Source organism: Nocardiopsis trehalosi NBRC 14201 (assembly GCF_001552555.1).
GTDB classification, from domain to species: Bacteria; Actinomycetota; Actinomycetes; order Streptosporangiales; family Streptosporangiaceae; genus Nocardiopsis_B; species Nocardiopsis_B trehalosi.
On sequence record NZ_BCRK01000058.1, the window covers coordinates 1 to 24,817 of the forward strand.

Annotated in this window: 24 protein-coding genes; 8 read left to right on the forward strand and 16 right to left on the reverse strand. The window is 78.2% G+C overall.

What is annotated here, in order from left to right; translation table 11 throughout:
• Nucleotides 1–2,567 (forward strand): ATP-binding protein (locus NT8_RS29885; protein ID WP_067968217.1); only part of this gene is annotated, 2,567 nt, incomplete at its 5' end.
• Between the two features lie 46 nt (nucleotides 2,568–2,613).
• Here NT8_RS29885 and NT8_RS12760 read toward each other — a convergent pair.
• Nucleotides 2,614–2,988 carry a nuclear transport factor 2 family protein gene (locus NT8_RS12760; RefSeq protein ID WP_281203440.1) on the reverse strand — a complete coding sequence of 125 codons (375 nt, stop codon included), beginning with the start codon at nucleotides 2,986–2,988 and terminating at the stop codon, nucleotides 2,614–2,616.
• A 3-nt stretch (nucleotides 2,989–2,991) separates the two neighbouring features.
• Entirely contained in the window at nucleotides 2,992–3,888 is an 897-nt protein-coding gene (locus tag NT8_RS12765) for an oxidoreductase (RefSeq protein ID WP_067968220.1), read from the reverse strand.
• A 64-nt stretch (nucleotides 3,889–3,952) separates the two neighbouring features.
• On the opposite strand from NT8_RS12765, the gene NT8_RS12770 reads away from it, so the two are divergent.
• Nucleotides 3,953–4,561 carry a TetR/AcrR family transcriptional regulator gene (locus tag NT8_RS12770; RefSeq protein ID WP_067968223.1) on the forward strand — a complete coding sequence of 203 codons (609 nt, stop codon included), beginning with the start codon at nucleotides 3,953–3,955 and terminating at the stop codon, nucleotides 4,559–4,561.
• 118 nt (nucleotides 4,562–4,679) lie between these two features.
• Here the strand turns inward: NT8_RS12770 and NT8_RS12775 are convergent, their stop codons facing one another.
• The 6 genes from NT8_RS12775 to NT8_RS12800 all read right to left on the reverse strand — a co-directional run bounded on the left by NT8_RS12775 (nucleotide 4,680) and on the right by NT8_RS12800 (nucleotide 8,655).
• A complete protein-coding gene (locus NT8_RS12775; RefSeq protein WP_067968226.1) occupies nucleotides 4,680–5,231 on the reverse strand; it encodes a hypothetical protein in 552 nt (183 codons plus the stop codon).
• A 20-nt stretch (nucleotides 5,232–5,251) separates the two neighbouring features.
• A complete protein-coding gene (locus tag NT8_RS12780; protein ID WP_067968229.1) occupies nucleotides 5,252–5,662 on the reverse strand; it encodes a hypothetical protein in 411 nt (136 codons plus the stop codon).
• Between the two features lie 296 nt (nucleotides 5,663–5,958).
• Nucleotides 5,959–6,789: a MerR family transcriptional regulator gene (locus NT8_RS12785; RefSeq protein ID WP_067968231.1), complete on the reverse strand. Its 831-nt coding sequence runs from the start codon at nucleotides 6,787–6,789 to the stop codon at nucleotides 5,959–5,961.
• A 25-nt stretch (nucleotides 6,790–6,814) separates the two neighbouring features.
• Nucleotides 6,815–7,663 carry an alpha/beta fold hydrolase gene (locus tag NT8_RS12790; RefSeq protein WP_084468884.1) on the reverse strand — a complete coding sequence of 283 codons (849 nt, stop codon included), beginning with the start codon at nucleotides 7,661–7,663 and terminating at the stop codon, nucleotides 6,815–6,817.
• Nucleotides 7,664–7,731: 68 nt separating this feature from the next.
• Complete coding sequence (locus NT8_RS12795; protein ID WP_067968234.1) at nucleotides 7,732–8,001, reverse strand: helix-turn-helix domain-containing protein; 270 nt, start codon at nucleotides 7,999–8,001, stop codon at nucleotides 7,732–7,734.
• A gap of 63 nt (nucleotides 8,002–8,064) precedes the next feature.
• Nucleotides 8,065–8,655 carry a TetR/AcrR family transcriptional regulator gene (locus tag NT8_RS12800; protein WP_067968236.1) on the reverse strand — a complete coding sequence of 197 codons (591 nt, stop codon included), beginning with the start codon at nucleotides 8,653–8,655 and terminating at the stop codon, nucleotides 8,065–8,067.
• Between the two features lie 190 nt (nucleotides 8,656–8,845).
• Between NT8_RS12800 and NT8_RS12805 the strand changes: the two genes are divergently transcribed.
• A complete protein-coding gene (locus tag NT8_RS12805) occupies nucleotides 8,846–11,122 on the forward strand; it encodes a glycoside hydrolase family 3 C-terminal domain-containing protein (protein ID WP_067968238.1) in 2,277 nt (758 codons plus the stop codon).
• Nucleotides 11,123–11,180: 58 nt separating this feature from the next.
• On the opposite strand, the gene NT8_RS12810 is transcribed toward NT8_RS12805, so the two are convergent.
• Nucleotides 11,181–11,582, reverse strand: a complete 402-nt coding sequence (locus NT8_RS12810; protein WP_067968241.1) for a hypothetical protein — start codon at nucleotides 11,580–11,582, stop codon at nucleotides 11,181–11,183.
• A gap of 115 nt (nucleotides 11,583–11,697) precedes the next feature.
• On the opposite strand from NT8_RS12810, the gene sigJ reads away from it, so the two are divergent.
• Both sigJ and NT8_RS12820 read left to right on the forward strand, forming a co-directional pair.
• Nucleotides 11,698–12,675, forward strand: a complete 978-nt coding sequence (gene sigJ / locus NT8_RS12815; RefSeq protein ID WP_067968244.1) for an RNA polymerase sigma factor SigJ — start codon at nucleotides 11,698–11,700, stop codon at nucleotides 12,673–12,675.
• Nucleotides 12,676–12,821: 146 nt separating this feature from the next.
• Entirely contained in the window at nucleotides 12,822–13,373 is a 552-nt protein-coding gene (locus tag NT8_RS12820; protein WP_067968246.1) for a hypothetical protein, read from the forward strand.
• Nucleotides 13,374–13,497: 124 nt separating this feature from the next.
• Here NT8_RS12820 and NT8_RS12825 read toward each other — a convergent pair whose 3' ends face one another.
• Nucleotides 13,498–14,268 carry a Clp protease N-terminal domain-containing protein gene (locus tag NT8_RS12825; RefSeq protein WP_067968249.1) on the reverse strand — a complete coding sequence of 257 codons (771 nt, stop codon included), beginning with the start codon at nucleotides 14,266–14,268 and terminating at the stop codon, nucleotides 13,498–13,500.
• 198 nt (nucleotides 14,269–14,466) lie between these two features.
• Between NT8_RS12825 and NT8_RS30825 the strand changes: the two genes are divergently transcribed.
• Together NT8_RS30825 and NT8_RS12835 are read left to right on the forward strand one after the other, a co-directional pair.
• Nucleotides 14,467–15,987 carry a serine/threonine-protein kinase gene (locus NT8_RS30825; protein ID WP_067968252.1) on the forward strand — a complete coding sequence of 507 codons (1,521 nt, stop codon included), beginning with the start codon at nucleotides 14,467–14,469 and terminating at the stop codon, nucleotides 15,985–15,987.
• A 307-nt stretch (nucleotides 15,988–16,294) separates the two neighbouring features.
• Nucleotides 16,295–17,200 carry a MerR family transcriptional regulator gene (locus tag NT8_RS12835; protein WP_084468886.1) on the forward strand — a complete coding sequence of 302 codons (906 nt, stop codon included), beginning with the start codon at nucleotides 16,295–16,297 and terminating at the stop codon, nucleotides 17,198–17,200.
• Between the two features lie 76 nt (nucleotides 17,201–17,276).
• On the opposite strand, the gene NT8_RS12840 is transcribed toward NT8_RS12835, so the two are convergent.
• Nucleotides 17,277–18,245, reverse strand: a complete 969-nt coding sequence (locus NT8_RS12840) for a helix-turn-helix transcriptional regulator (protein WP_067968255.1) — start codon at nucleotides 18,243–18,245, stop codon at nucleotides 17,277–17,279.
• 138 nt (nucleotides 18,246–18,383) lie between these two features.
• Here NT8_RS12840 and NT8_RS12845 point away from each other — a divergent pair, with 138 nt between their 5' ends.
• Entirely contained in the window at nucleotides 18,384–19,175 is a 792-nt protein-coding gene (locus NT8_RS12845) for an alpha/beta fold hydrolase (protein ID WP_067968258.1), read from the forward strand.
• 344 nt (nucleotides 19,176–19,519) lie between these two features.
• Here NT8_RS12845 and NT8_RS12850 read toward each other — a convergent pair whose 3' ends face one another.
• The 5 genes from NT8_RS12850 to NT8_RS12870 all read right to left on the reverse strand — a co-directional run bounded on the left by NT8_RS12850 (nucleotide 19,520) and on the right by NT8_RS12870 (nucleotide 24,349).
• The gene (locus NT8_RS12850; RefSeq protein WP_157515740.1) at nucleotides 19,520–20,353 is read right to left on the reverse strand and encodes a DUF1963 domain-containing protein; all 834 of its coding nucleotides are present in this window, start codon (nucleotides 20,351–20,353) and stop codon (nucleotides 19,520–19,522) included.
• A gap of 336 nt (nucleotides 20,354–20,689) precedes the next feature.
• Nucleotides 20,690–21,406: a TetR/AcrR family transcriptional regulator gene (locus tag NT8_RS12855; RefSeq protein ID WP_084468887.1), complete on the reverse strand. Its 717-nt coding sequence runs from the start codon at nucleotides 21,404–21,406 to the stop codon at nucleotides 20,690–20,692.
• A 241-nt stretch (nucleotides 21,407–21,647) separates the two neighbouring features.
• Complete coding sequence (locus NT8_RS12860; protein WP_084468888.1) at nucleotides 21,648–22,643, reverse strand: quinone oxidoreductase family protein; 996 nt, start codon at nucleotides 22,641–22,643, stop codon at nucleotides 21,648–21,650.
• 378 nt (nucleotides 22,644–23,021) lie between these two features.
• Nucleotides 23,022–23,456, reverse strand: coding sequence for a DUF4440 domain-containing protein (locus tag NT8_RS12865; protein ID WP_067968269.1), 435 nt, complete (start codon nucleotides 23,454–23,456; stop codon nucleotides 23,022–23,024).
• Nucleotides 23,453–24,349, reverse strand: a complete 897-nt coding sequence (locus tag NT8_RS12870) for an SDR family oxidoreductase (RefSeq protein WP_067968272.1) — start codon at nucleotides 24,347–24,349, stop codon at nucleotides 23,453–23,455. The genes NT8_RS12865 and NT8_RS12870 overlap by 4 nt, the downstream gene beginning before the upstream one ends.
• Nucleotides 24,350–24,817: the final 468 nt, after the last annotated feature.

Genomic DNA, 24,817 nt, shown 5'->3' on the forward strand with positions numbered 1-24,817 from the left:
CCCCGCCCCCGCCGCCCACCGCGCCCGCGCGGGCGCCCGCCCCGGCGGCCACTGGGGCGCAGCGGGCCCGCGCCGCCCTGCCGGTGCCGCTGACCGCGCTGGTCGGCCGCGACGCCGACCTTGACCGCGTCGGCGCGCTGCTGCGGGCGCACCGGCTGGTCACCCTGACCGGCCCCGGGGGCGTGGGCAAGACCCGCCTCGCGCTCGCGGCGGCGGCCCGCGCCGGGGACGCGGCCCTGGTCGAACTCGGGGCGCTGGACCCCGCACCGCCCGGGGCCGACGCGCAGGCGTCGGCGGCGCGGGTGGCCGAGGCCGCCGCGGCGGCACTGGGGGTGCGCGACGACGCGGCGGGCCCGCCGCGCGCGGCGGCGGACCGCACCGCCGGGCGGCTGGCCGCCGCCCTGAGCGGGGAGCGGCTGCTGGTGCTCGACAACTGCGAGCACGTCGTGGCCGAGGCCGCCGCGCTCGCCGACCTGCTGCTGGCCCGCGCCCCGGGGTTGCGCGTCCTGGCCACGAGCCGGGAGCCGCTGGGGTTGACCGGCGAGGTGCTGTGGCCGGTCGCCCCGCTCGACGTGCCTCCGGCCGGCGCCGACGACCCGGACCGGGTGGCGGCCTCGGGGGCGGCCCGGCTGTTCGCCGAACGGGCGGCGGCCGGGGTGCCGGGGTTCGCGGTCGACGCCGACACCGCCGCCGCCGTGGCGGCGGTGTGCCGGCGCCTCGACGGCCTGCCCCTGGCCCTGGAGCTGGCGGCGGCGCGGGTCCGCGCCCTGGGGGTGGCGACCCTGGCGGAGCGGCTGGACGACCGCTTCCACCTGCTGACCATGGGCGCACGCGGCGCCCCGTCGCGGCAGCGGACCCTGCGCGCGGTCATCGACTGGAGCTGGGAGCCGCTGACCGAGGCCGAGCGGACGGTGCTGCGGCGCCTGTCGGTGCACGCCGACGGCTGCACGCTGGCCGCCGCCGAGGAGGTGTGCGCGGGCGGCGGGGTGGCGCGCGGCGAGGTGCTCGACCTGCTGACGCGCCTGGTCGACCGGTCGCTGACCGCCGTCTCCCCCACCCCCGACGGCCCCCGCTACCGGCTGCTGGAATCGGTGGCGGCCTACGGCGCCGAGCGCCTGGCCGAGGCGGGCGAGGCCGGCGACGTGCGCGCCCGCCACGACGCCTACTACACCCGCCTGGCCGAGGAGGCGGCGCCCGCGCTGCGCGGCGGCGGGCAGCGCGCGTGGCTGCGGCGCCTGGACGCCGAGTCCGCGGGGCTGCGCTCCGCGCTCGACGGCGCGGCCGGGCGCGGCGACGCCGACACGGCGCTGCGGCTGGTCGACGCCCTCGCCTGGTACTGGTACCTGCGCGGCCGCCTGGGCGAGGCCGAACGCGCGCTGGAGTGCGCCCTGGCCGTCCCGGGCGGCGACCCGTCGCTGCGGGCGCGGGTGGCCGCGTGGCGCGACGGGGTCGCGATGCTGCGCAACGGCGGCGCCCGCCCGCCCGGCGTCGGGGCGGACGCGCCGGCCGCGATCGGCGACCCGCTGGAGCGCGCCCGCGCGGAGTGGTTCCTGCTGCACGCCCAGGCGGGGTTCGGCGACCTGGCCGACAGCGGCGCCCGCCTGGACCGGGTGCTCGCCGTGTTCCGCGCGCACGGCGACCGGTGGGGCACGGCCGCCGCCCTGCAGGCGCGCGCCTCCCAGGGCCTGGTGCGTGGCGCCGTCGACGCGTTCGAGCGCGACGCCACCGAGAGCGCGGCGCTGTTCTGCGAGCTGGGCGACGACTGGGGGACGCTGCTGGCCATGGGCGGGCTGGGCCTGCTCGCCGAGATCACCGGCGACTACGACCGGGCCGCCGAGCTGCACCGCGAGGGCGTGCGCCTCGCCGAGGAGCTGGGGCTGTGGTCGGCGGCGGGGGCGAAACTGGCGGCGCTGGGGCGCGTCGCCCTGCTGCGCGGCGACTTCGCGGCGGCCGAGGAGGCGCACGAGCGCGCGCGGCGGATGGCCGTGGAGCAGGCGGACGTTCCGGGCGAGCAGTTCGCCGAGATCGGGCTGGCGCTCGGCGCGCGGCGCCAAGGGCGCCTGGACGCGGCGGAGGGCTACCTGCGGCGGTGGGCCGACTGGCTGCGGCGGCTCGACGGCGATCCGGGGCTGGCGCTGGTGCTGGCCGAGCTGGGGTTCGCCGCCGAGCAGCGGGGCGACGCGGCGGCCGCGCTCGCCCTGCACCTGGACGGGCTGGCCGCCGCGCGCGCCACCGGCGACGCGCGGGCGGTGGCCCTGGCCCTGGAGGGGCTGGCGGGGGCGCGTTCCATCGGCGGCGAACCGGAGGCGGCGGCCCGCCTGCTGGGCACGGCCGAGGCGCTGCGGGCGTCGGTGGGGGTCCCGCTGCCGCCGGCCGAGCGCGGCGACGTCGACCGGGTGGCCGCGCGGGTCGCGGCGGCCGTGGGAGCGGGGGTGCTGGCGGCCGAGCTGCGGCGGGGCCGGGCCATGGCGCCGGAGGACCACCCCGGGGTCCCGGCCGGGGCCCCGCACCGGGGCGGCGCGGGCGCGGGCGTCCGGCCGGAGGGCGCCCCGGCGGGCGGGCCGTGACCGCCGCCGGAGCCGCCGGTCCACCGGGCGCTCGGCGCGGCCCGCGTCAGGCCGCGCCGGCCGATGGGGCGCCCTCTGCGGCGAGGGCGGACGGGAAGACTCCGAAGTCGCCGGTCATCCACACGGGAGTCGGCTTGAGTCCGGAGATGCGCCAGCCGCCCGGGGTCCGGACGAACCGGTTCGTGTAGCAGCCGTACACCGTCCGGTCGCTGTCGCCCAGGGCGCTCGGCAGGTGGTGGCGCGCCCGCACGTAGGCCACGCACGTGGCGCGGTCGCCGCCGTCGAAGCTGATGACCTGGTCGGTGATCATGTGCTGGGTGGCCGTGAAGGTCTCCATGCGCGGCGCGGTGGCCGCGACCCACGCGTCGGCCGGCATGCGCGTCGCCGGCCGGCCGAAGCCGTCGCTGAAGTCGACCTCCAGGCGTCAGGCGGCGCGGGACGTCGTCAGGGGGAAGGCCACCCCGGTGAGTTCCTCGGAGACCCGCCACAGCCGGCGCGCGGCGGCGGCGTCCCGCGCCTTCGCCGATCGCCGGGCCGGCCCCGGTGCGCCGCGGAGCCCCATGAGGCCGCGAGGGCCGGCGTAGCCGCCGCCGGGGAGGTCCGCCGTTGCGGCGTAGAGCGTCGGCAGGGCGCCGTGCTCCGCGTTCTGCGCCACCAGGCCGATCAGCGCCCGCTCCGCCCGCAGCCGCGGGTTCCGCCCTTGGGACCGCATCAGGTCCGTGGCCGAGATCCCCGGATGCGCGGCCGTCGCGACCACCGGGGAGCCGGCTTCGCGGAGTCTCCGGTGCAGTTCCGAGGTGAACAGGAGGTTGGCGAGTTTGGACTGCCCGTACGCGGCGTGGCCCCGGTAGGGCCTGCGCTCCCAGTTGAGGTCGGTGAAGTCGATGGCGCCGATCAGGTGCGCGAGGGAGGCCACCGTGACGACCCGCTCCCGCACCTGCGGCAGCAGCAGGTTCGTGAGCGCGAAGTGGCCGAGGTGGTTGGTCCCGAACTGCGACTCGAACCCGTCGGCGGTGCGGGACATCGGGGGGAGCGAGACGCCGGCGTTGTTGATGAGCAGGTCGATGGGCTCGGTGAGCCGCCGCGCGAACGTCCGGATCGAGGAGAGGTCGGCCAGGTCGAGCCGGCGGACCTCGACGGCACCGGTCATCGTCGCGGCGGCGGCGCGTCCCTTGTCGACGTCGCGGACGGCGAGCAGGACCCGCGCTCCCCGTTCGGCGAGGACGCGTGCGGTGACGCGCCCGATCCCGCTGTTCGCACCGGTGACGACGGCCGTGCGACCGGCCATGGAGGGGACGTCTGCGACGGAGAACGTGGTCATGACCACGAATGTAGCCACTGGAAACAATGATGTCAACGACAACATTCCGTGCTAGTCTGGGCCGGTGACCGAAACCGCCGGGCAGCGCCCCTACCACCACGGGAACCTCCGCAGCGCGATCCTGGACGCGGCAGAGCGCCAACTGCGCGAACGCGGGGCCGACCAGCTCTCCCTCCGGGACCTGGCCAGGGAGATCGGGGTGAGCCACGCCGCGCCGCGACGGCACTTCGCCGACCGCCGGGCGCTCCTCGACGCCCTGGCCGAGGCGGGCTTCCTCCGGCTGGGCGACGCGCTGCGCACCTCCCTGGCCGAGGCGGACGACGCCTTCCCCGCACGGCTGCACGACGCCGTCCTGGCCTTCGCCCGGTTCGCCACCGAGAACGCCGCGCTCCTCGAACTGATGAACTCCGCCAAGCACCGGCCGGGGGCGTCCCGGATCCCCGAGGCGGCCGAGGCCGCCTTCGGGCAGGTGTTCGCCCTGATCGAGGAGGGGCAGGAGCGCGGCGCGCTCGAACACGGCGACCCCGAGCGCATCGGGATCATCCTGTACGCGACCGTGCAGGGCATCACGACGCTGGTCAACGGCGGCATGATCGCCGCGGAGAGGCTCGACGGGTTGATCGCGACAGCGGTCGAGCAGTTCCTGCGGGGCGCCCGCCCGCCCCTCCCCTGACGGCGACGGGCCGCCCGCCCGCGGCCGCCGCGCCGTACGCGCCGAGGACGTCGGCGGGCCGACCGGGAGGGCGCCCCACGAGAGCGGGGCGGCCGCGCGGGCTGCGGGCGGGCGGCCGCTACGCGCCGGGGGCGGCGGGCGGCTGCGGGCCGGTGTCCGGCCGGGGCCCGGCGGCCGGAGGGGGCGCGGTCCCCGGCCCGGCGGGCGGCGGCGGAACAGCGCCCGGGCCGTGGGCCGGGCCCGCACCGTACGGGGTACCCGGGCCGGGTGGCACGCCCGGGCCGTAGGGGGCGCCCGGCCGGAACGGGGCGCCGGGCCCGTACGCGGCGGGGGCCGCCGGGGTGCGGCCGCCGCGCAGGACCGCGAGGAGGAGCAGCACCCCGATGAGGGCCGTCGTCAGCCCGGACAGCACGGACTGCGCGGTACCGGTGGCCATGACGAGCTGCTGGGCGGGCTCCTGCCACTCCGGCCCCGGGTAGCCGGCGAGGACGAGCAGCACCGACCACTCCGCCGCGAGCAGCGTGTGCAGGAGCAGCAGCGCGCCGGCGCCGCGCACCGGTCCGGGGGCGTCGCAGCGCCGCGCCCAGAAGAGCGCGAAGCCGCCGAGCAGCAGGGTGCAGCACCCGAAGAACATGGGACCGATCACGCTGGTCGCCAGGTGGAGGAACATGGTCGAGGCTCCGTGGTCGGTCAGGGGGCGGGCGGGGCGGCGGGGCCGGCGTGCGGCGGGGGACCGCCGACCGGGCCGCCGGGCGGCGGGAACGCCGGGCCGGGCGGGTAGGGGCCCGCCGCCGGGGCGAACCCGTGGGGCGCGGACCGCGGCGCGGCCGGGCGGCGGGCGGCCGCGAGCAGCAGCAGGAGGAACGCGGCCATGAGCGACAGCGTGACGACGACGCCGAGCAGGGTGAACACCATCGGCATCGGCGCGATCGGGGGATGGACGAACAGGGTCGCGAGGATCTCCAGCACGCCGTAGAGGGCGAGCAGGGCCAGGCCGGTGATCGCCAGGCCGCGCCGGGCGGGCGGGATCTTGGGGATCAGGGCGAGGCCGACCACGCCGACCAGGACGGCGGGCAGGTGGGTGGCGAAGGTACTGAACACGAGGACTCCGTCGGGACGGCGGTGGACGGCCACTGTAGGGGGCCGCCCCATCCGGTGCCACCGGGGAGGCGCGCCCGGCGGCGGCCTCCCCTCCGACGCCGCGTCCCCACCTCAGGTTCCGTCCTGGAATACGGGGGATGCGGGGGGCGGCGTGCGGGGCGGCTCCCCATGGCCGGGGACCGCTTCGGCGGGTCCGGCGGCGCGGGTGGCCCGCCGCCGTCCGGTGCCGCCGGTCCGCCGCGCCGGCGCCCGGGGCCGGAGTCGGGGGCGACCCGGCCCGTGGGGTCCGCCCGCCGTCACCGCCGGCGGTGGGATGGCGGCGCGGCGGCGTCCTCCCCGGCGCCGCCCCTCCCCCGCGCCGGGTCCGCGCGCTCCAGCCGGGTCCAGCCGGTCCAGCCCCGCTGCTCCAGCAGCGCGATCAGCCGCCGGGCCGGCGGGACGCCGTCGAAGGCGAGCGCGTCCATCAGCTCGGCGAACGGCGGTGCCGTGCCGGTGTCGTCGACGTAGTCCGCGCCCCGCTCCTGGGCCATCCGGGTGAGGCAGGCGGCCAGTTCGTCGGCCGACCGCGCCAGCGCGGTGTCGTCGTCGGCCCGGTCGAGCGCCCGGCCCAGGGCGAGGTAGAAGCCGATGACGCGGGGGTCGGTGAGCTGCTCCCGCTTGCGCGCCACCCATTCCGCGACCCGGTCGGGGGCGCGCGCGGCCAGCGGTATCCAGCCGTCGCGCTCGACGCGGACGATCCGCTCGTCCACCCCCCGCCGCCGCAGCAGGTCGAGCAGGCCGACCACCTCCGGTGGCAGCGCGAGGCCGTCCCCGGCGGTGAGGCGGGCGATCCGTTCGCGGTGCCGCCGCCGCTCGCGGATCTCCGCGCGCAGCCGGGCGTCGATGTCCGCGACGGCGGCGGCGAACTCGGCCGCGTCGGCCCGCAGGAGCAGCCGCACGCGCGCCAGCGGGACCCCGGCCTCGGCGAGGGTGCGGATGCGGATGAGTTCGACCACGGCGTCGGCGCCGTACCTGCGGTAGCCGGAGTGGTCGCGGTCGGGCTCGGGGAGCAGCCCCTTGGCGTGGTAGTGGCGGACGGCGCGCACCGTCACCCCGGCGTAGGACGCCAGCTCGCCGATGGTCAGCATGGGTCCGCGGCCTCCCGGGGGCGGTTCAGGGGGTCGATCCACGGGGCGGGCGGGTCGCGTCGCCGATGATCTCGGCGATCCGCCGCGCGTGGGTCAGGACGAGCCGGTGGTCGGCGTCGACCCAGGTCACGCGGGTCTGCGGCCGCGCCCGGCCAAGGCGTTCGACGCCGAGGCGCCAGTTGCGGTTGTACCGGGGCGCGCCGTCGCCGTGGCCGGCCATCGCGGTCGACATGATCATACGGACCGGCGCGTCGATCCGCCGGTACCGGTCGAGGAGGGTGGAGCGGACGGCGTCGACCTCCAGGTTGACGTCGAGGAGCTGCTCGGCGCCGAGGAGCACCTGGCGGGGGGTGCCCCGCTGTGCCGCGTACTCCGCGGCGACCTCGCGCCACATCGCCCGGAACCCGGGCAGGTCGGCCTCGGTGAGGAAGGGTTCGGGCACGGGGTTGGCCCCGTCGATGAGGACGAGCCCGGCGACGGTGCCGGGGTGCGCGGCGGCGTGGTGCACGGCCAGGTCCGCGCCGAGCGAGTAGCCGGCGAGCACGGGCACCGCCGGTTCGCGGCGGGCCAGCTCCGCCAGCACGGCGGTGAGGTCGCCGCGGAACGCGTCGAAGGTGTAGGGCGGGGCGGCCGGGGTGCGGCCGTGGCCCCGCAGGTCGAAGGCGGCCACGTCGTGGTCGCGCCGCAGCAGCCCGATCAGCTCGCGCAGGTCGGCCCGGGTCGACATCAGCCCCGGGCACAGGACCAGCAGGGGGCCGCGGCCGCCGCGCGACACCGGGATCGCGGCGCCGCCGTGGTGGACGGTGAAGTGCGTGGCGGGGCCGGCGGCGTCGGGTTCGCGGCCGGGTCCGCCCGCCGTGCTGCTCGTGGTCATGCCGCCATGGTGGGCGGTTGACCCTGCGTCAGGGTCAAGCGCGGCGGCGGCCGGCCCGAGGGCGCGGGTCAGGAGGCCAGGGCGGTGGAGGGGTTGGTGTCGGGGAGGGTGCGGGCGAGGTCGTCCAGCGACAGGTCCAGCACCTGGCACAGCGCGGCGATGGTGAAGAACGCCGGGGTGGGGATGCGGCCGGTCTCGATCTTGCGCAGGGTCTCGACCGATATGCCCGCGTCGGCGGCGACGCACGCCATGGTGCGGTCGCCGCGGGCCGCGCGCAGCAGGCGGCCCAGGTGTTCGCCGCGGTCGCGCTCTTCTGGGGTCAGCGGAACTCGAACCATACCCGTGATACTAATACCGGTCTCGCGGAGAGCGGGGCGGCGCCCCGCACGCCCGCCGGCGCCTCACCCGCCGGTGCGGGTGATCAGCCGCCACAGGTGGGTGAGGTGGGCGGCCATGTCGAGCGAGGGGTCGAGCAGCCACTGCACCTGGAGCCCGTCGGCGAGGGCGAAGAACGTGGTGGCGGTGGTGTCGGGGTCGAGGTCGGCGGGGAGTTCGCCGGCGTCGCGCATGCGGCGCAGGCCGTCGGCCAGGGCGGCGGTGCCGCGCCGGTAGCGGTCGGCGGCGTAGTCGTGGGCGGCGTGGCCGGGGTCGGTGGCGTCGACCGACAGGTGGGCGTGGAACTGCACCAGGCCGGGCACCTCGGCGTTGCGCGCGATGACCTCGATGAAGGCGGCGACCGGGTCGCCGGTGGCGGACCGGGCGGCCTCGGCCCGGGCGGCGTCGGCCTCGTCGCGCTTGCGCAGCACCGCGGCGAACAGCTCCTCCTTGGAGCCGAAGTAGTGCAGCAGCCCGTTCTGGCTGAGCCCGACCGCCTCGGCGAGTTCGGCGACGGAGGTGCTGCGGTAGCCGTTGCGGGCGATGACCCGCAGTGCCGTGGCGAGGATCTCCTCGCGCTTGGCGACGCCCTTCGCGTAGGAACCACGTCGTGTCACGGCGCCATGGTAGTCCTTGCCAGCAAAAACCGGACGCTATACGGTTTTCGGGAAGCTCCCCGCCGTCCCCGCACCGCACGTCCCGGGCCCGCAGCCGCGCACCGCCCGCCGGGGCGCGGCCCACGGGACGGCGGCACCGCACGCGGCGCGCCGCAGGGCCGCCGCCGCTCCCGTCTGGAGGGCCCGCCCCATGACCGCAGCCCCACCGCCCGCACCCGGCGCACCGACGCCCGACGAGGTCGTCGCCGGGCTGTCCACCGCCGAGAAGGCCGCGCTGACCAGCGGCGCCGACTTCTGGACCACCACCCCGGCGCCGCGCGCCGGCCTGCCCGCGATCATGCTCACCGACGGCCCGCACGGTCTGCGCAAGCAGGCCGAGGGCGGCGACCACCTGGGCATCCTCGACAGCGTCCCGGCGACCTGCTTCCCGCCCGCCGTCGCCATGGCGGCGACGTTCGACCCCGAGCTGGTCGAACGCGTCGGCGCGGCGCTGGGCGAGGAGGCCCAGGCCGAGGACGTGCACGTGGTGCTGGGGCCGGGCGTCAACATCAAGCGCTCCCCGCTGTGCGGCCGCAACTTCGAGTACTTCTCCGAGGACCCGCTGGTCGGCGGCGTCCTGGGCGCCGCGCTGGTGCGCGGGGTGCAGGGCCGCGGGGTCGGCGCGTCGGTGAAGCACTTCGCGGCCAACAACCAGGAGCACGACCGGATGCGGGTGAGCGCCGACGTCGACGAGCGCCCGCTGCGCGAGATCTACCTGCGCGGGTTCCAGCGGGTGGTCACCGAGGCGCGGCCGTGGACGGTCATGTGCTCCTACAACCGCGTCAACGGGGTGTACGCGGCGGAGAACCGGTGGCTGCTCACCGACGTCCTGCGCGGCGAGTGGGGGTTCGACGGGCTGGTCGTCTCCGACTGGGGCGCCGTGGGCGACCGGGTGGCCGCGCTCGGCGCGGGCCTGGACCTGCAGATGCCGTCGGCCGGGGACGCGGCCGACGCCCGCGTCGCGGCGGCCGCCGAGGACGGCGGGCTGGACCCGGCGGTGCTCGACACCGCCGCCGCCCGGGTGGTGCGGCTGGTGCAGCGGGCGCACGCGGCGGCCCGGCCCGGCGCCGCCTACGACCCGGACCGCCACCACGCCCTGGCGCGCGAGGTCGCCGGGCGGGCGGTGGTCCTGCTGCGCAACGAGGGGGGCGTGCTCCCGCTGGACCGGGGGGCGTCGGTGGCGGTCATCGGCGAGTTCGCCCGCACGCCCCGGTACCAGGGCGCGGGGAGTTCGCTCATCAACCCGACCCGGCTCGACACGGCGCTGGACGCGCTGCGCGACCTGGCGGGTGCCGACCGGATCGCGTTCGCCCCCGGGTTCACCTTGGACGAAGACCCCGGCGACACCGGCGCCCTCACCGCCGAGGCCGTGGCCGCCGCGCGGGCGGCCGACGTCGCGGTCGTGTTCCTCGGCCTGCCGGCCGCCGCCGAGTCGGAGGGCTTCGACCGCCCCGACCTGCGCCTGCCCGAGCGGCAGACGGCGGTGCTGGACGCCGTCGTGGCGGCCAACCCGCGCACGGTGGTCGTCCTGTCCAACGGGGGCGTGGTCGACCTCGCCCCGTTCGCCGACCGGGTGCCCGCGATCGTCGAGGGGTGGCTGCTGGGGCAGGCCGGGGGCGGTGCCCTCGCCGACGTGCTCTACGGCGAGGTCAACCCGTCGGGGCGGCTCACCGAGACCATCCCGCTGCGGCTGGAGGACACCCCGGCCTTCCTCGACTTCCCCGGTGAGCACGGGCACGTCCGCTACGGCGAGGGGCTGTTCGTGGGGTACCGGTGGTACGACGCGCGCGCGGCGGAGGTGCGCTACCCGTTCGGGCACGGCCTGTCCTACACGGCGTTCGCCTATTCGGGGCTGGCGCTGCACGCCGACGGCGACGGGCTGGCGGTGCGGGTGACCGTCGCCAACACCGGGGACCGCGCGGGCCGCGAGGTGGTCCAGGTCTACACCGGGCTGCCGGGGTCGCGGGTGGCGCGGCCGCCGCGCGAGCTGAAGGGCTTCGCGACCGTGGACCTGGAGCCGGGCGAGGAGCGGGAGGTGACCGTGCGGGTCGACCGCGCCGACCTGGCGTACTGGGACACCCGCGTCGGCGCGTGGGTCGTGGAGGGCGGCGCGTACACGGTCGAGGCGGGGGCGTCGAGCCGCGACATCCGCCTCAGCGGGACCGTGGCGGTCGACGGCGACGAGGTGCGGGTCCCGCTGAGCGCGGACTCCTCCATCGGCGAACTGCTGGCCGACCCGGTGGCCGCCGAGGAGGCCGGGGCGCTGCTGTCCGGCGACGGCGCGGCGGGGGCGCTGATCCAGGACGAGGGGATGCTGCGCATGCTGGAGTCGTTCCCGCTGGGCCGGCTGGCCGACTTCCCGGGCTCGGGGATCGACCGCTCCGCCCTGGCGGCCCTCATCGACCGGGTGAACGCCGAACGGCCCTGACCGGCCCGACCGGCGAAGGCGGGGCAGGGGCGGGGCCGCCCCTCCCCCGCCCCCGGTCTCAGCGCCGGGCCAGGGCCAGCACGCTCAGCCCGAACATCAGGACGCCCAGCGGGACGTGGGCCGACGACACGTGCGCGATGCCGAGCGCGACCTGCGCCGAGGCGAGGACGAGGAACCCGACGGCGTGCCCGATCGGCCGGGCCGGGCCGCCGCCCGGCCTCCACGCCAGCACCGCCGCGAGCACGTACAGCATGGACGCCCCGTACATCACCCGCGCCCCGATGCTGTGCAGCGCCTCGCCGTAGGGCGCGGTCAGCAGGAGTCCGGCGGAGACCGCCTGGACGAGGATGGTCAGGGTCTGCAGGGCGATCGCGGCGCGCAGGAGGGCGCTGCCCCGCCGTTCCCGGGCCCGCGCCGCCGCTGTCCCAGCAACTGTCGCCGCCGTGGTCCGCGTGGCCATGTCGTGCTCCCCTCGTCCGCCTTCGGGCGGTCGGTCGATAAGGTCTCACCGGTCCGACGACGCGGACCCGCGAAAGGTAAGGCGAGGGGCGGCAGGAGGCGTGACGACTCCACACATGCGCACGGACGGGGCCGGCACGGATGGAGCGGACGCGGACGGCGTCGACGGTGAGCGGCGCCGGCTGGTCAACGTCGCCTACCGGCTGCTCGGCTCGGTGGCCGAGGCCGAGGACGCCGTGCAGGACGCCTACGCGCGCTGGTACGCGCTGCCGCGCGACCGGCGGGCGGAGGTCCGCTCCCCCGGGGCGTGGCTGACGACGGTGACCGGCCGCATCTGCCTGGACGTGCTCGGTTCGGCGCGGGTCCGCCGGGAGGGCTACGTCGGCGCGTGGCTGCCCGAACCGGTGCCCGACCGCGCCGAGTGGGGCGCCGCGGGCGGCCCCGGCCCCGCCGGCACCGCGGACCCCGCCGACCGGGTCGTCGCGGACGAGTCGGTGGCCATGGCCTTCCTCGTCGTCCTGGAGGCGATGACCCCTGCGGAGCGCGTGGCGTTCGTCCTGCACGACGTCTACCGGTACCCGTTCGCCGACATCGCCGGCGTCCTCGACCGGACGCCCGGGGCGTGCAAGCAGTTGGCCGCCTCCGCCCGGCGGCGGGTGGGCTCAGCGCGGGCCCCGGCGGCGGCGGGCGCCGCGGCCGAGGTGGTGCGGCGGGTGAAGGAGGCGTGGCGGGCCCAGGACATCGCGGCCCTCGTCGGCCTCCTCGACCCTGCCGCCGTGCTGACCGCCGACGGCGGCGGCAGGGCCGGCGCCGCCCTGCACCCGATCGAGGGCGGCGCGCGCATCGCCCGGTACATGGCGGCCATGGCCGTGCGGGCCCCGGGGCTCGAACTCCTGGAGCGGTCGGTCAACGGCACGCCGGGGCTGGTGGCGCAGCGGGGCGGCGCGGTCGTCACCGTGGCCGCGTTCGACGTCGCCGACGGGCGCGTCACCCGGATCTGGGTGATCCGCAACCCGGAGAAGCTGCGCCCATGGTCGCGGGAGGCCCGCCCGCCCCGGCCCCGCACCGACGACCGGCCGCCGCCCGGCGTGTGATCGGGGGTCCGGGGGTGCTCCGCGACCGCCGGCCCGGACCGCGAGCGGCCCGCGTCCGCCGGTCCCGCGCGGGTGGGAGGGGGCGCGGGCCGCCTCCCCCGGCGGGGGGAGGCGGCGGTGCCCCGTCCGGCGCGACGAATCCGCCCATGGAACTCCGAACACCGCCTCCTTCCGCGCCTTCGGGGCGCATGCCGGGCGTCCCCCGCTGGGCACACGTCGCCGCGCACACCGCCGCGCTGATCACCCTGCCGTCGGGCCTGTGGCGGATCGCCCTCGTGGCGGGCGTGCCGCTGACCTCGATCACCCATATCCCGGCGGGCGAGAAGGTGTACATCGTCGGCCTGAGCCTCGTGGCGGAGGGGGCCGCGCTCCTCACCCTGGGGCTGGTGCGACCGTGGGGAGAGGCCGTCCCGGCGTGGGTGCCGCTGCTCGGCGGGCGGCGGGTCCCGCCGATGGCGGCGGTCGTCCCGGCGGCGGCGGGCGCGGCGGCGCTGACCGCGATCTGGGGCTACGCCTTCGCCGGGTTCGTCCACCACGACCCCTTGGGCACGCCGGTCCAGACGGCCGTGCTCGTCGCCTGCTACGCCCCGCTGCTGGCGTGGGGCCCGCTCCTGGGGGCGGTCACGTTCGCCTACGCCCGGCGCCGCGGCCTCACCGCGTTCCGCGTCGGCCCGGGGGCCACCCGCGCGCACGGCTGACTCCCGTCCGCCGGGCGGCCGGTGGGCCGGGGCCGACCGACGACTCCGCCCCGCCCGCCGCCCCCGGCGGGGCGCGTGGCGCGGCGTCCGCCGCGCGGGCCCGTTCGCGCGCGGCCGACGACCGTCAGCCGTCGGACGCGAGGCCGGACCGCTCCTCCAGGCGGGCGATGCGCTCGGCCAAGGGGGCGACCTCGCGGCGGACGGCCTCGGCCAGGGCGGCGGCGGGGTCGGCGGCGGACGCCGCGCCGCCCTCGGCCGCCTGGGCGCGCAGGTGGACGTAGCCGGCGAGGGCGGCGGCGACGGCGCGCCGCGTCAACCGCTGCTCGGCGCCCAGGGACCGCAGGACCTGCCCGGCGGCGCCGTCGGGTTCGGTGACGAGGCCGAGCAGCAGGTGCTCGCAGCCCACGTAGTTGTGGCCGAACGCGACGGCCTCGGTGACGGTCAGCTCCAGGGCGTTGGCGGCGGGGGCGCTGAAGCGGGCGCCTCCGTCGGCGGCCGGCGCGGCGGACTCCTCGGCGGGATCGGCGGTGCGGCCGTCGAGGGCCCGGCGGACCTGGTCAGGGTCGACGTCGACCGCGCGGAGCACGTGCAGGGCGAGGTTGCCCCCCTCGGCGAGGACGCCGCCCAGCAGGTGGGCGGTACCCACAGCGGGGGCGCCCGCGGCGCGCGCCCGGTCGGCGGCGAGCCGGAGGGCGGTCCGCGCGCGGCCGGTGAACCGGGACAGCGGGCCGGTGGCCGCCTCGGGATCGAGGTCGCCGACCGCGATCTCCCGGATGGCGGTCACCCGGCGGACCGCCTGCTCCAGCGCCCGCTGGCACACGGCGGACACCGGCACGCCCGAATCGCGGACCGCGTCGGCCAGGTCGTCGGGGAGGTAGACGTTGATCTTCGGCACGGCCGCTCCCGAGGTGGGGTTGGGGTTATCTTGGGGTTATCGACTAACCCCAAGATAACCCCATGGGGGTTCCGCGTCCACCGTCCGCACGCCCTCCACCGGGGAAGGGGCCCGGCGGCGCCGCCAGCGCTCCCAGGGCACGCCGCGCTCTAGGATCATCGGGACCCATTCGGGCGAACCCCCCACGGAAGCGGAGCGATGACCGACCCCCTGCGCAGCGGCGACCCCGCACGGATCGGCCCCTACACCCTCCACGCCCGCCTGGGCGGCGGCGGGATGGGGGTCGTCTACCTCGGGCGCTCCCCCGGCGGCCACACCGTGGCGGTCAAGGTGGTGCGCCCCGAACTCGCCGAGGACGCCGACTTCCGGCGCCGCTTCGCCACCGAGGTCGCGGCGGCGCGCAGGGTCGGCGGGTTCTACACCGCGCAGCTGGTCGACGCCGACCCCGACGGCGACCCGCCGTGGCTGGCCACCGCCTACATCGCCGGCCCCTCCCTGCACCGGGCGGTGGCCGACCACGGGCCCCTGCCGCCCGGGTCGGTGGCGGTGCTGGGCGCCGGGCTGGCCGAGGGGCTCGCGGCGGTGCACGCGTGCGGGATCGTGCACCGCGACCTCAAACCGGGCAACGTCCTGCTCACCGCCGACGGGCCCCGGCTGATCGACTTCGGTATCGCCCGCGCCCTGGACGCCACCGCGGTGACCCGGACCGCCACCGTCCTGGGCACCGTGGCGTTCATGTCGCCCGAGCAGGCGCGCGGGGAGCGGGTCGGCCCGGCCTCCGACGTGTTCTCCCTGGGCTGCGTCCTGGCCCACGCCGCCACCGGCCGCAGCCCGTTCGGCGACGGCCCCGTCCACGCCGTCGCCTACCGGATCGTGCACGAGGCCCCCGACCTGTCCGGCCTGCCCGCCGGACTGGCCGGGGTGGTGGGCGCCTGCCTGGCCAAGGACCCCGCCGCCCGGCCCGGCCTGGACCGGCTGGTGGGCGACCTGGCCGCCCTGGCCCCGCCGCCTCCGGCGCCCGGCGGCGGGGGGTGGCTGCCCGAGGGGGTGGCCGCGTCCGTCGTCGCGCACGAGGCCCCTCCGCCGCCCGCCGCCGGGCCGGCGGGCATTCCCGGCGCCACCCGGGAGCCCGACGCCCAGGAGCCCGACGCCGGAAAGCCCGACCCCCGGACGCCCGCCCCCCAGGCGCCCTTCGCCCCGGCACCCGTCGCCCAGACTCCCGACGACACCCCGGTACCCGACGCCCGGGCGGTCGGCACCCGGTCGGCCGACCCGGCGACCGCGCGGAAGGCCGGGCACGGCACCGCGATCGCCGCGATCGTCCTGTCACTGCTCTGCGTCCCGGGGCTGCTGGCGATCCTCGCCACGGGCGCCGTATCCGTCGACGACACCGGCGCGCCGGCCGGCTTGATCCTGGCGAACATGGCGGTGAGCGCGGTGACGGCCGCCGCTCTCGCCACGGGCGCCTGGCGGCTGCGGCGGCGCCGCCTGGTCGGACGCCGGACCATCGTGGTGGCCGGCGTGGTCGCGGCCCTCCAGGGGCTCACGGTCAGCGCCCAATACCTGCTGACGGGCGGCGGCCCCGAAGCCGGTTTCGTGCCGGTGCTCGTCTTCGGTGTCGGCCCGGTGACCGCCGCCTACGGCATCGCCGCCGTGATCACGGCCGCCCACCCGGCCACCGGCCGCTGGTGCCGGAGCCGAGTGCCGGGGGCCGCGTAGGTACGGAACGGCGGGCCCCGGCGGCCGGCACATCGGACGCTCCCCTCCCGCGTACACGGGACCGTCCCGCCGCGCGGCCGGCCGGACGGGCGGGCCGGCCGGGCCGGCCGCGCCGCCGTCGGCTCACGTGTGCACCGATCGACGCCGTGTCGGGAGACCCTCCCGGGGCGGATCACGTCGACGGACCGCCGGGGGATCCGCCGGGACCGCCGACCCCCGACCCCGGACGCGGCACCGGCGGGTTTGCACATGCCGTAGCGGCATGTGGTCCAGTGGACGGTGAGCACGACGCTGAGAGGCCTCCTACATGCACCTGCCCGCGATCCCCCGCTGGGTCAAGATCGGCGACGCCGCCGCGTTCACCGGGACGACCCCCCGAGCCGTCCGCCACTACCACGCCATCGGGCTGCTGGCCGAGCCGCAGCGGGGCGCCGACGACCGCCGCCGCTACGGCCACGACGACCTGGTCCGCCTGCTGTGGATCCGCAGGATGGCGGACGCCGGCATCCCCTTGGAGGACATCCGCACCGCCCTCGCGGGTTCCGCCGACGTCGAGCAGTCGCTCGCCCGGCTGGAGGAGTCCCTCACCGCCGAGGCGGCCGCCGTCGAACGCCGGCGGAACGCCGTCCGCCGCATGCGCGAGGACGGCACCTCCCTCGGCCTGCTCTCCCCGTTGGTCGCCGACCGGCTGCGCCAGGCGCCGCCCGGGGCCCTGCGCCCGGCCGATCTCGACGCCCTCCTGGTCAGCGAGCGCGTCTTCGGCCCGCTCGGCGCCGCCGTCCAGGCCGACCGGTTCGTCGTCCTCGCCACCCGGCCCGACCTGCGGGCGGAGGAGGACCGGCTGGCGGAGGCCGAGGCGGCCCTGGACGACGGCGTCTCCCCCGACGACCCCCGTGTCGAGGCCCTCGCCGCCCGGCGGTGCGCGCACGAGACCGCGCTGCTCGCCGCCATCGAGGACGCCGAGGAGGAAGGGGCGATCGACGACCTCTTCGCGCGCTACGACGAGGACGCCGACGGAGGCGCGGACGCGGGCGGGACGACGATGAGCGCGTGGGAGGCCGTCGGCAAGCTGCCGTACGACTTCTCCCCGGCCCGCATCCGGTACGAGGAGCGCGCCCTCGAACTGCAGCACGCCCCGCACGGCGGCACGCCACCCGGGCCCGAGGCCGAGCCCGACGGCGGCGGACCGCGAAGCGGCCGGCGGGCACCGTAGCCGGCCCGCGCCTCGGGCCGGCGCCGGGCGGCCCGCGCGCACGCCCCCCGGCGCCGCGCCGCACCGCCGGGCGGGGTCACCCCGGTGCGGGGCCCGCCGCCGCCGCGGCGCGGGCCGCGAGGGAGCGCAGGTGGTCGGCCAGCTCCGGCGGTTCGTGCACCTCGAACGCGCAGCCGAGCTGGGTCAGCCGGAACGCCAGCCACTCCAGCGTGTCGGTGCCGGTGCGCAGCAGGCAGGTGGCGTCGTCCACCTCCTCCAGGCCGCCCACCGCCGGGCCGAGGCGCCGCGCGGCCTCGGCGAGCGGGAGGTGCAGGGTCGCGACGGCGCGGTAGGTCGGCAGCAGCCCCCACAGCCGGTCGCGCACGAACGCGGCGGCGTCGGCGAACGGGGCCTCCCGCTGCGGGCCGCGCTCGCCCGTGGCGCGCGGGTCGCCCACCCGGTCGACCCGGAAGACGCGCCAGTCGGCGCGGTCGTCGTCGAACGCCACCAGGTACCAGCGCCGCTGGAACGGGACGACCGCGCGCGGGTCGACCCGGCGCGCGGTCTCGGCGCCGTCGCCGGACCGGTAGCGGAAGCGGACGCGCTCGCGGTTGGTGATGGCGGCGGCGAGCACGACCAGCACCTCGGGGTCGACCACCGGCCCCGGCGGGGCGGGCACCGTGGCGGTCGCGGCGGTGAGGGCGGCGACGCGGGTCCGCAGGCGCGACGGCAGGATTCGGCGGAGCTTGGTCAGCGCGCGCAGGGACGCCTCCTCGATCCCGTCGACCGCGTGGCCCGCCGACGCGCGCAGGCCCACGGCGATGGCCACGGCCTCCTCGTCGTCGAGCACGAGCGGGGGCAGGGCGGAGCCCGCGACGAGCCGGTAGCCGCCCGCGGCCCCCAACGTCGCCTCCACCGGGTAGCCGAGCCGCCGGAGGCGGTCGACGTCGCGGCGGATCGTGCGCGGGGTGACGCGCAGCCGCTCGGCCAGTTCGCTCCCGGGCCACTCGCGCGGGGTCTGCAGCAGGGACAGGAGGGCCAGCAGCCGTCCGGGGGTGTCCGTCATGCCCCGAGCATGGCACCGAACCAGGACCGCTCCGGTCCTCGGCCCCGCTGGGGCGCGGACCGGCGGACGACCCGCGCGCGGGGTACGGCACCATGGGATGACCCCGTGATCCCCGACCGGTCCGGAAGGACGCCCGCCGTGCCGCACGCCATCGCCCCCGACGGAGCCCGCATCGCCTACGAGGTCCGGGGGGAGGGCGCCCCGCTGCTGCTGATCCCGGGGCAGGCCAACGACCACCACTGGTGGGACCCCGTCGTGGACGGCTTCGCGGCGGCGCACCGCACCATCGCCGTCGACCACCGGGGCACCGGCGACAGCGACGCCCCCGACACGGGGTACGCCACCGAGGCGTTCGCGGCGGACATGGCGGCGGTCCTCGACCACCTCGGCGTGGACCGGGCCGCCGTCTACGGGACGTCCATGGGCGGGCGCGTCGCCCAGTGGCTGGCCGCCCGGTACCCGGAGCGCGTCGGCGCGCTGGTGCTGGGGTGCACCTCGCCCGGCGGCCGCAACGCCGTCGAGCGGAGCGCCGACGTGCGCCGGTCGCTGGCCTCCCGCGACCCCGGCGCGAACCGGCGGGCGCTGCTCGACCTCATGTACACGCCCGCGTGGCTGGCCGACCACCCGGGCCCCTACACCACGCTCGGCGATCCGCGCATGCCGGCGCACGCCCGGCGCGGCCACCTGACCGCGAGCGCGCGCCACGACGCGTGGGACGCGCTGCCGGGCATCGCCGCGCCGACCCTGGTGGTGCACGGGGCGGACGACCTGCTCAACCCGACGGCGAACGCCCCGCTGCTGGCCGACCGCATCCCCGGCGCCCGCCTGCACCTGATCGGGGGCGCGCGCCACGCCTACTTCGAGGAGTTCCACACCGAGGCCACCCCGCTGGTCCTGGACTTCCTGGCGTCCGTCCCGCACAGCGGCTGAGCGGGGGCGCGGGGGTACCGCGGCCGGCGGGACGCGGCCGTCACCGCCCGGTGGGCCGACCGGGCCCGGGAAACCCGTCCGGCGACACGGCCGCAGGGGAGCGGCATGCCGGACCACCGTCGGCCTCGGCGGGTTCCACCGGCGGCGCGCCGAGGACGGGCGGACACCGCTCCCCCGCGCCGGACTCGACCGTGCCGCCGCAGCCGCCGGGGAAGCGCCGCGCTCGGGGACCGGGCCGGACCGCCGGTGCCCCGGCCACGATCCGCCCGCCGTCGCTCGCGCGCGCCGTCACCGGGTGCGGGGTGCCGGCGGCGGACGTTCCGTTCGCGGGGCGTGCGGTCCGGTCAGGGGCCTTCGAAGAAGCCGAGGACCATGTTCCGGTCGAAGCGCCCCGCCGCCGCGTCCCGCCGGGCCATCAGCCAGTAGACGAAGCCGCCGATCGACCCGCTCCACTGGGCGAGCAGCGCCCAGTCCTCGGGGCGCGGCCGCTCCCACGGGCTGGCGCGCGGCCCCTCCGGCTCCCCCGCCGCGCGCGCCGCCGCCCTCGCGGCCGCCGTGATGGGGTCGTCCTCGCCGTAGGAGTCCGTGGAGTATCCGCCGATCTGGAGGCGCATGCCGTCGAGACGGCACCAGTCCGCGTACCGCACCTCCGACCAGGCGGCGCGCAGCTCCTCGGCGTGCGGGTGCTCGGCGGGGTCGTAGAGCACCTCGTTGTCCGGCAGGGAGACGTCGTAGGCCAGGCGCAGCTCCCCCTCCAGGGGCGCGGTCAGCCCCTCCCAGGTGGCGTGCCGCGCCTCGTGGTCGAAGGGGTGCTCCTGGATGGGCGCGTCCGCCGGGAGGTACACCGCCGTGCCGAAGGCGTCCCAGTCCTCGGAGTTGTAGGCCGCGAGCAGGTGCAGCCGACCGGTGCGGGGCAGCGGAAGGCCCGTCGCGTCCTCGGGCAGCGCGCCGAGGTCCAGGGTCGCGATCGGCTCCAGCACCTCCCGGGGACGCGGGGTACCGGCCGGGTGCAGCACCGGGCCGCCGATGCGGCCCACCACCGGCCCGTCCGCGTTGACCGCCAGGGTCGCGCACGGGCGGGCGGCCGCCAGCCACCGCTCGACCTCGGCGGCGGGGACGCCGCGCGCGAGCGCGCCCTCGCGGACGCGGTTCAGCTTGTCCAGCATCTCGGGTCTCATCCGGCGAACCCTAATGGTCCGATGCGGCTCCGGCTCCGGCGGGCGGCGGCCGTGATCGGGTGGCGGCCGCACTGCGGGGCTCCGGCTTCGGGCCGCACAGGCCCCGACGACGTCAAGATCAACGAAGCGGGACGGGATGCGGGCATGGCGATGCCATCGACGCGGCGATGGCGGAGGGCATCGCGCCCGGGGGGACCCCTACTTCACGTCAACCCGCAGCAGGGGTGCCCGCGCCAGTCCGATCGCGCCCCTGTGGACGGTCCGCGCCTCGCCGCCTGCCGGTCACGGCGGACAGGGTGGGAGCCGTACGGGCGACTCCTCTTGTGGGCCGGGCGGTCACGGCCGTCCGGGCGGTCCCCCCGGTCGGTCCGGGCCGAGCAGCGGGCGGACGGCCGCCCAGGCGCCCTCGGCGAGGGCGTCGGCGGCCTCCGTCACCGGTGGCCCGGAGGGCGACGCGAGCCACCGCCGCGCGTACTCCCGGGTGGGGCCGGTCCACAACGCGAGGACGACGTCGATGTCGGGGCGGCCGGTCCAGCCGTGGGCGCGCAGCCAGTCGGCGACGGCCGCGGCGAACCGGTCGCCGGTGGAGGTCCCGGCCGAGGGCGGCGGCGGGTCGGCGGGGGGCGCGGTCAGGAGCAGGCGGGCGACCGCCGGGTTGCCCTGCACCCAGGCGAGGTGGCGGCGGACGACCCCGGTGACCCCCAGCCGGGCGTCGTCGGCGAGTTCGGCGGTGAGCCAGGCGCGGAGTTCGGCCAGCGCCTCGGCGGCGACCGCCGACGTGAGGTCGCGCCGGGTCGGGAAGTGGTGGAACAGGCTGCCGTTGCTGACCCCCGCACGCTGCCGCACGGCCTGGAGGGAGGTCGCCGCCCAGTCGCCCCCCGCAGCGAGGTCAAGGGCGGCCCGAACGATGGCCGCGCGTGTATCGACACCCTTCCGGAGCACCGCTCCAGAGTAACACTCTGCCCCCGGGGCGCAGCGGCACCGCCTTGCCCCAACCGGCCCGACCGCACCCGCTCGCCCGCTCGCCCGCCCGCCCACGGGAGCGTTCCCCATCCGGGGCAGGGCGCGGAACCCTCGGTGGGGGCCGGCCGCGCGATGCCGGCTGGCCCCGGCACGGCGCGCGGGCCCATCGTGCGGAACCCGCGTCCGGGCACCGATGCCAACGCGCCGGTCCCGTGCGCGGCGCGGCCGGCCCGCCGGCGGGCCCGCTCCGCGAGCGGCGATCGCCTTCCCACACCCCGCTACCCGCCGCCTGGCACAGCGGACAGGCGGGAGGCGGGCGGCGGCAGCGGGGTCAGGTCGGGGTGCCGACGGCGAGGACCGTCTTGGCCGGGGCGGTGCGCTTCTCCAGGGCGGCGTGGGCCTCGCCGGCGCGGTCGAGCGGGAGCACGTGCGGGGCGGGCTCGGCCAGCACACCCCGGTGGACGAGGTCGACCACGGCGGCCGCGGCCGTCGCGACCCGCTCCGGCACCAGGTGGGCGGTACCGCCGACGTTGAGGCCGATGACCTGCCGGCTGTTCAGCCACGCCGCGTCGCCCGACAGCGAGGCGTCGACCCCGCTCGCGTTGCCGAGCACCAGCAGCCGCCCGAACGGCGCGAGGCCGTCGAAGGCCGCGGTGCGCAGGTCGCCGCCCACGGCGTCGACCACCACGTCGACGCCCCGGCCGCCGGTGATGGCGGAGACGGCGTCGGTCAGGCCGTCGGCGGTGACGACGTCGGTGCAGGCGGCGGGGGCGGCCGCGCGCCGCGCCTCGCCGCCGACCACGCCGATGACGCGGCGTGCCGGATGGACCGCGGCGATCCGGCACACGGTGCCGCCGAGACCGCCCGTGGCACCCAAGACCAGCACGTCGTCGCGCACGCCGAGGCGCGCCAGGTCGTGCAGGGCGATCCACGCGGTCACCCCGTTGACCAGCGCGGCGGTGACGCGCGCGAGGTCGGCCCCCTCGGGGACGGGCACCGCCATGGTGGAATGGGCGACGGCGATCTCGGCGTACCCGCCCGCGCGGGCCGCGCGGCCGAAGTCGTTGAGCAGCGCGGCGACCGGCTGGCCGACCGCGAACCCGGTGACGCCCTCCCCGAGGGCGCGCACCCGGCCGGTCACCTCGATGCCCGGGACGAACGGGGTCGGGAAGTCGAAGGCTCCCGCCCGGAAGAGGGTGTCGACGAAGCCGACGCCCGCGTACGCGACGTCGACCGCGATCTCGCCCGCACCGGGGGCGGGATCGGGTGTCTCGGCGACCTCCAGCGCCTCGACGGGACCCGGGGTGTTCACGACAACAGCGCGCATCGCGTCTTCCACACCTTCACTGGCGGCAAGCTGGGGACGGCTTCAACGTAGCACCGGGAAAGCGTTCCCCCCGGTGTGCGGGCATGTATCGAAGGGAGCAGTGCGGCGGGCCCCGGGCGACACCCCGAGGCGGCCGCGTGGGCGGCTTCGACGCCGGGCCGGTCGCGATCGGTCTCCGGGTGTGCCCCCTGCGGCGCCACGGCCGGGCCGCCCCGGCCGCCCCTGCCGTCCCGAGACGACCGGCATCCCGGTGAGCACGCCCTCGCGGTCGGTGCCCGGGCACCGGCGACCGGGGCCGGAGCCGCTACTCCCCCCGGCGCGGGCCTACCTGCCGCCGCTCGACGGGCCCGGCGGCGTCCCACCAGCGACGATCCGCGGTCAGCGGGCGGTCCAGGTCTCGTGCAGGCGGTGCCAGGCGAGCGCCCCTCCGGTGTCCAGCAGCACGGCGGTGGCCGTCCGCTCGACGGTCGGCCCGGCACCGTCGTGGCGCTCCCGGTAGGCGACGACCAGCACCCCGCCGGAGTCCGCCACCGTGCGGGCGTCGGCGATGGTGATGCGCAGCCCGGGCGCGGTCGCGTGGGCGTCCGCGACCGCGGCGAGGACCGCCGCGCGGTCCAGGGTGCGGCCGTCGGGGCTCACGAGGGTGAAGGCGGGGCCGTGGGCGTCGGCGAACGCGGCGAAGGCCGCCGGGGTGCGGGGCGCCGCCCCGGTGAGCCAGTCCGCGAGGACGCGGTGGTGGCGGTGGACCTCGGCCGCACCGGCGTCCTCCGGCGCGGCCGGGGCGCCCGTGGCGCTGGGCTCGCCCGGGTTCACCGCTGCGCTCCGGCGCGGTCCCACCGTTGGGCCGCGATCCAGTCGCGGACGCCCATGGGCTCCACTCCCAGCGCCCGCGCGGCGGGCTCAGGGTCGGACGCGAGGTGGTCGGGGTGGGCGTGGGCCCAGTGGTAGGTCGCGGCTACTCCCGCCGCGGCCTCGGCGCCGAGGACGGGCGCGAGGGCCGACCGGAACGCGTCGGGGTCCTGGGCGCGGTAGGCCACCGTGCGGCCGAGGACCGCGCCGAAGGCGTCGGCCAGTCCGGGGCCGGTGAGCAGGTCGCGGCCGCCGATGTCGAAGGCCGCGCCCGCGATCCCGGGTCGGTGCAGGGCGGCCGCCACGGCGGCCGCCAGGTCGGCGTGGGCGAGCCAGGGCACCGGCGCGTCCGGCGGCAGCGGGTAGCGCAGGACGTCCTCGGCGGCGAGCGGTCCGGCGACGCCCGGTGCGCGCAGGTTCTCCAGGTACAGCGGTGGGCGCAGGACGACCGTGGGCACGCCCGACCCGAGCAGCCGGTCGACGGCCGCACGCCGGGTGTCGAACGCCGCCACTCCGGTGGGGCGGGACGGGACGCGGGTGCCCGTGACCACCACCAGGCGGCGGAGCCGGGCCGACGCCGCGGCGTCGGCCACGGCGTCGGCGATGGCGGCCATCCGGCGCTCGTCGTAGACCAGGGGCAGGACCGCGGTGGCGTGGGTGGCGCCGTCGAACGCGGCGGCCGCGCCCCGTGGCAGGTCGGCGGTGCGGCGGGTGACACCCTCGGGCAGCGGCCGGTCGGCCGAGCGGGTGACACCGGTGACCCGGTGGCCGTCGGCGCGCAGGCGGCGGGCGACGGCGGCGCCCTGCGCGCCTCCGGCTCCCAGCACCACGTGGTGCTGGGGTGGCGGTGTGGTCATGGGGACTCCGTGGGTTCTCAGGCGGCCCGGGGGCCGGGGGGTGTGGTCGGGTCGTGGTAGCTCGCCTGCGGTGGCCGGTGGCGCACGGTCGGCCCCCGGAGCGCTTCGTCGCCGACGGAGATCCGCACACACGTCGCTGTGCGCGGAGACGACTGCGGAGGGCTCCGCAGGCCGACGCGATGGCATCGCCCCCGGAAGGGGCACGTGGCGCATGGCCGAGGACCGCATGGCGCACGGGGCGGTTGATCGCCGCTCGCCTGCGGTGGCCGGTGGCGCACGGCCGACCGGGCCTCCGGAGCGCCCCGTCGCCGACGCCGCGCACGCGTTGCCGCGTCGTTGTGCGTGGCGGCAGCGGCGGGTGCCTCCACTGGCCGAAGCGGTGGTGTCGCCCCGGGAGAAACCCGTGGCGCACCCCCTGGGTCGGGCGCGGGCCGGCATCGGCGCGGGCGCGGCGCGCCGCGGATCGCA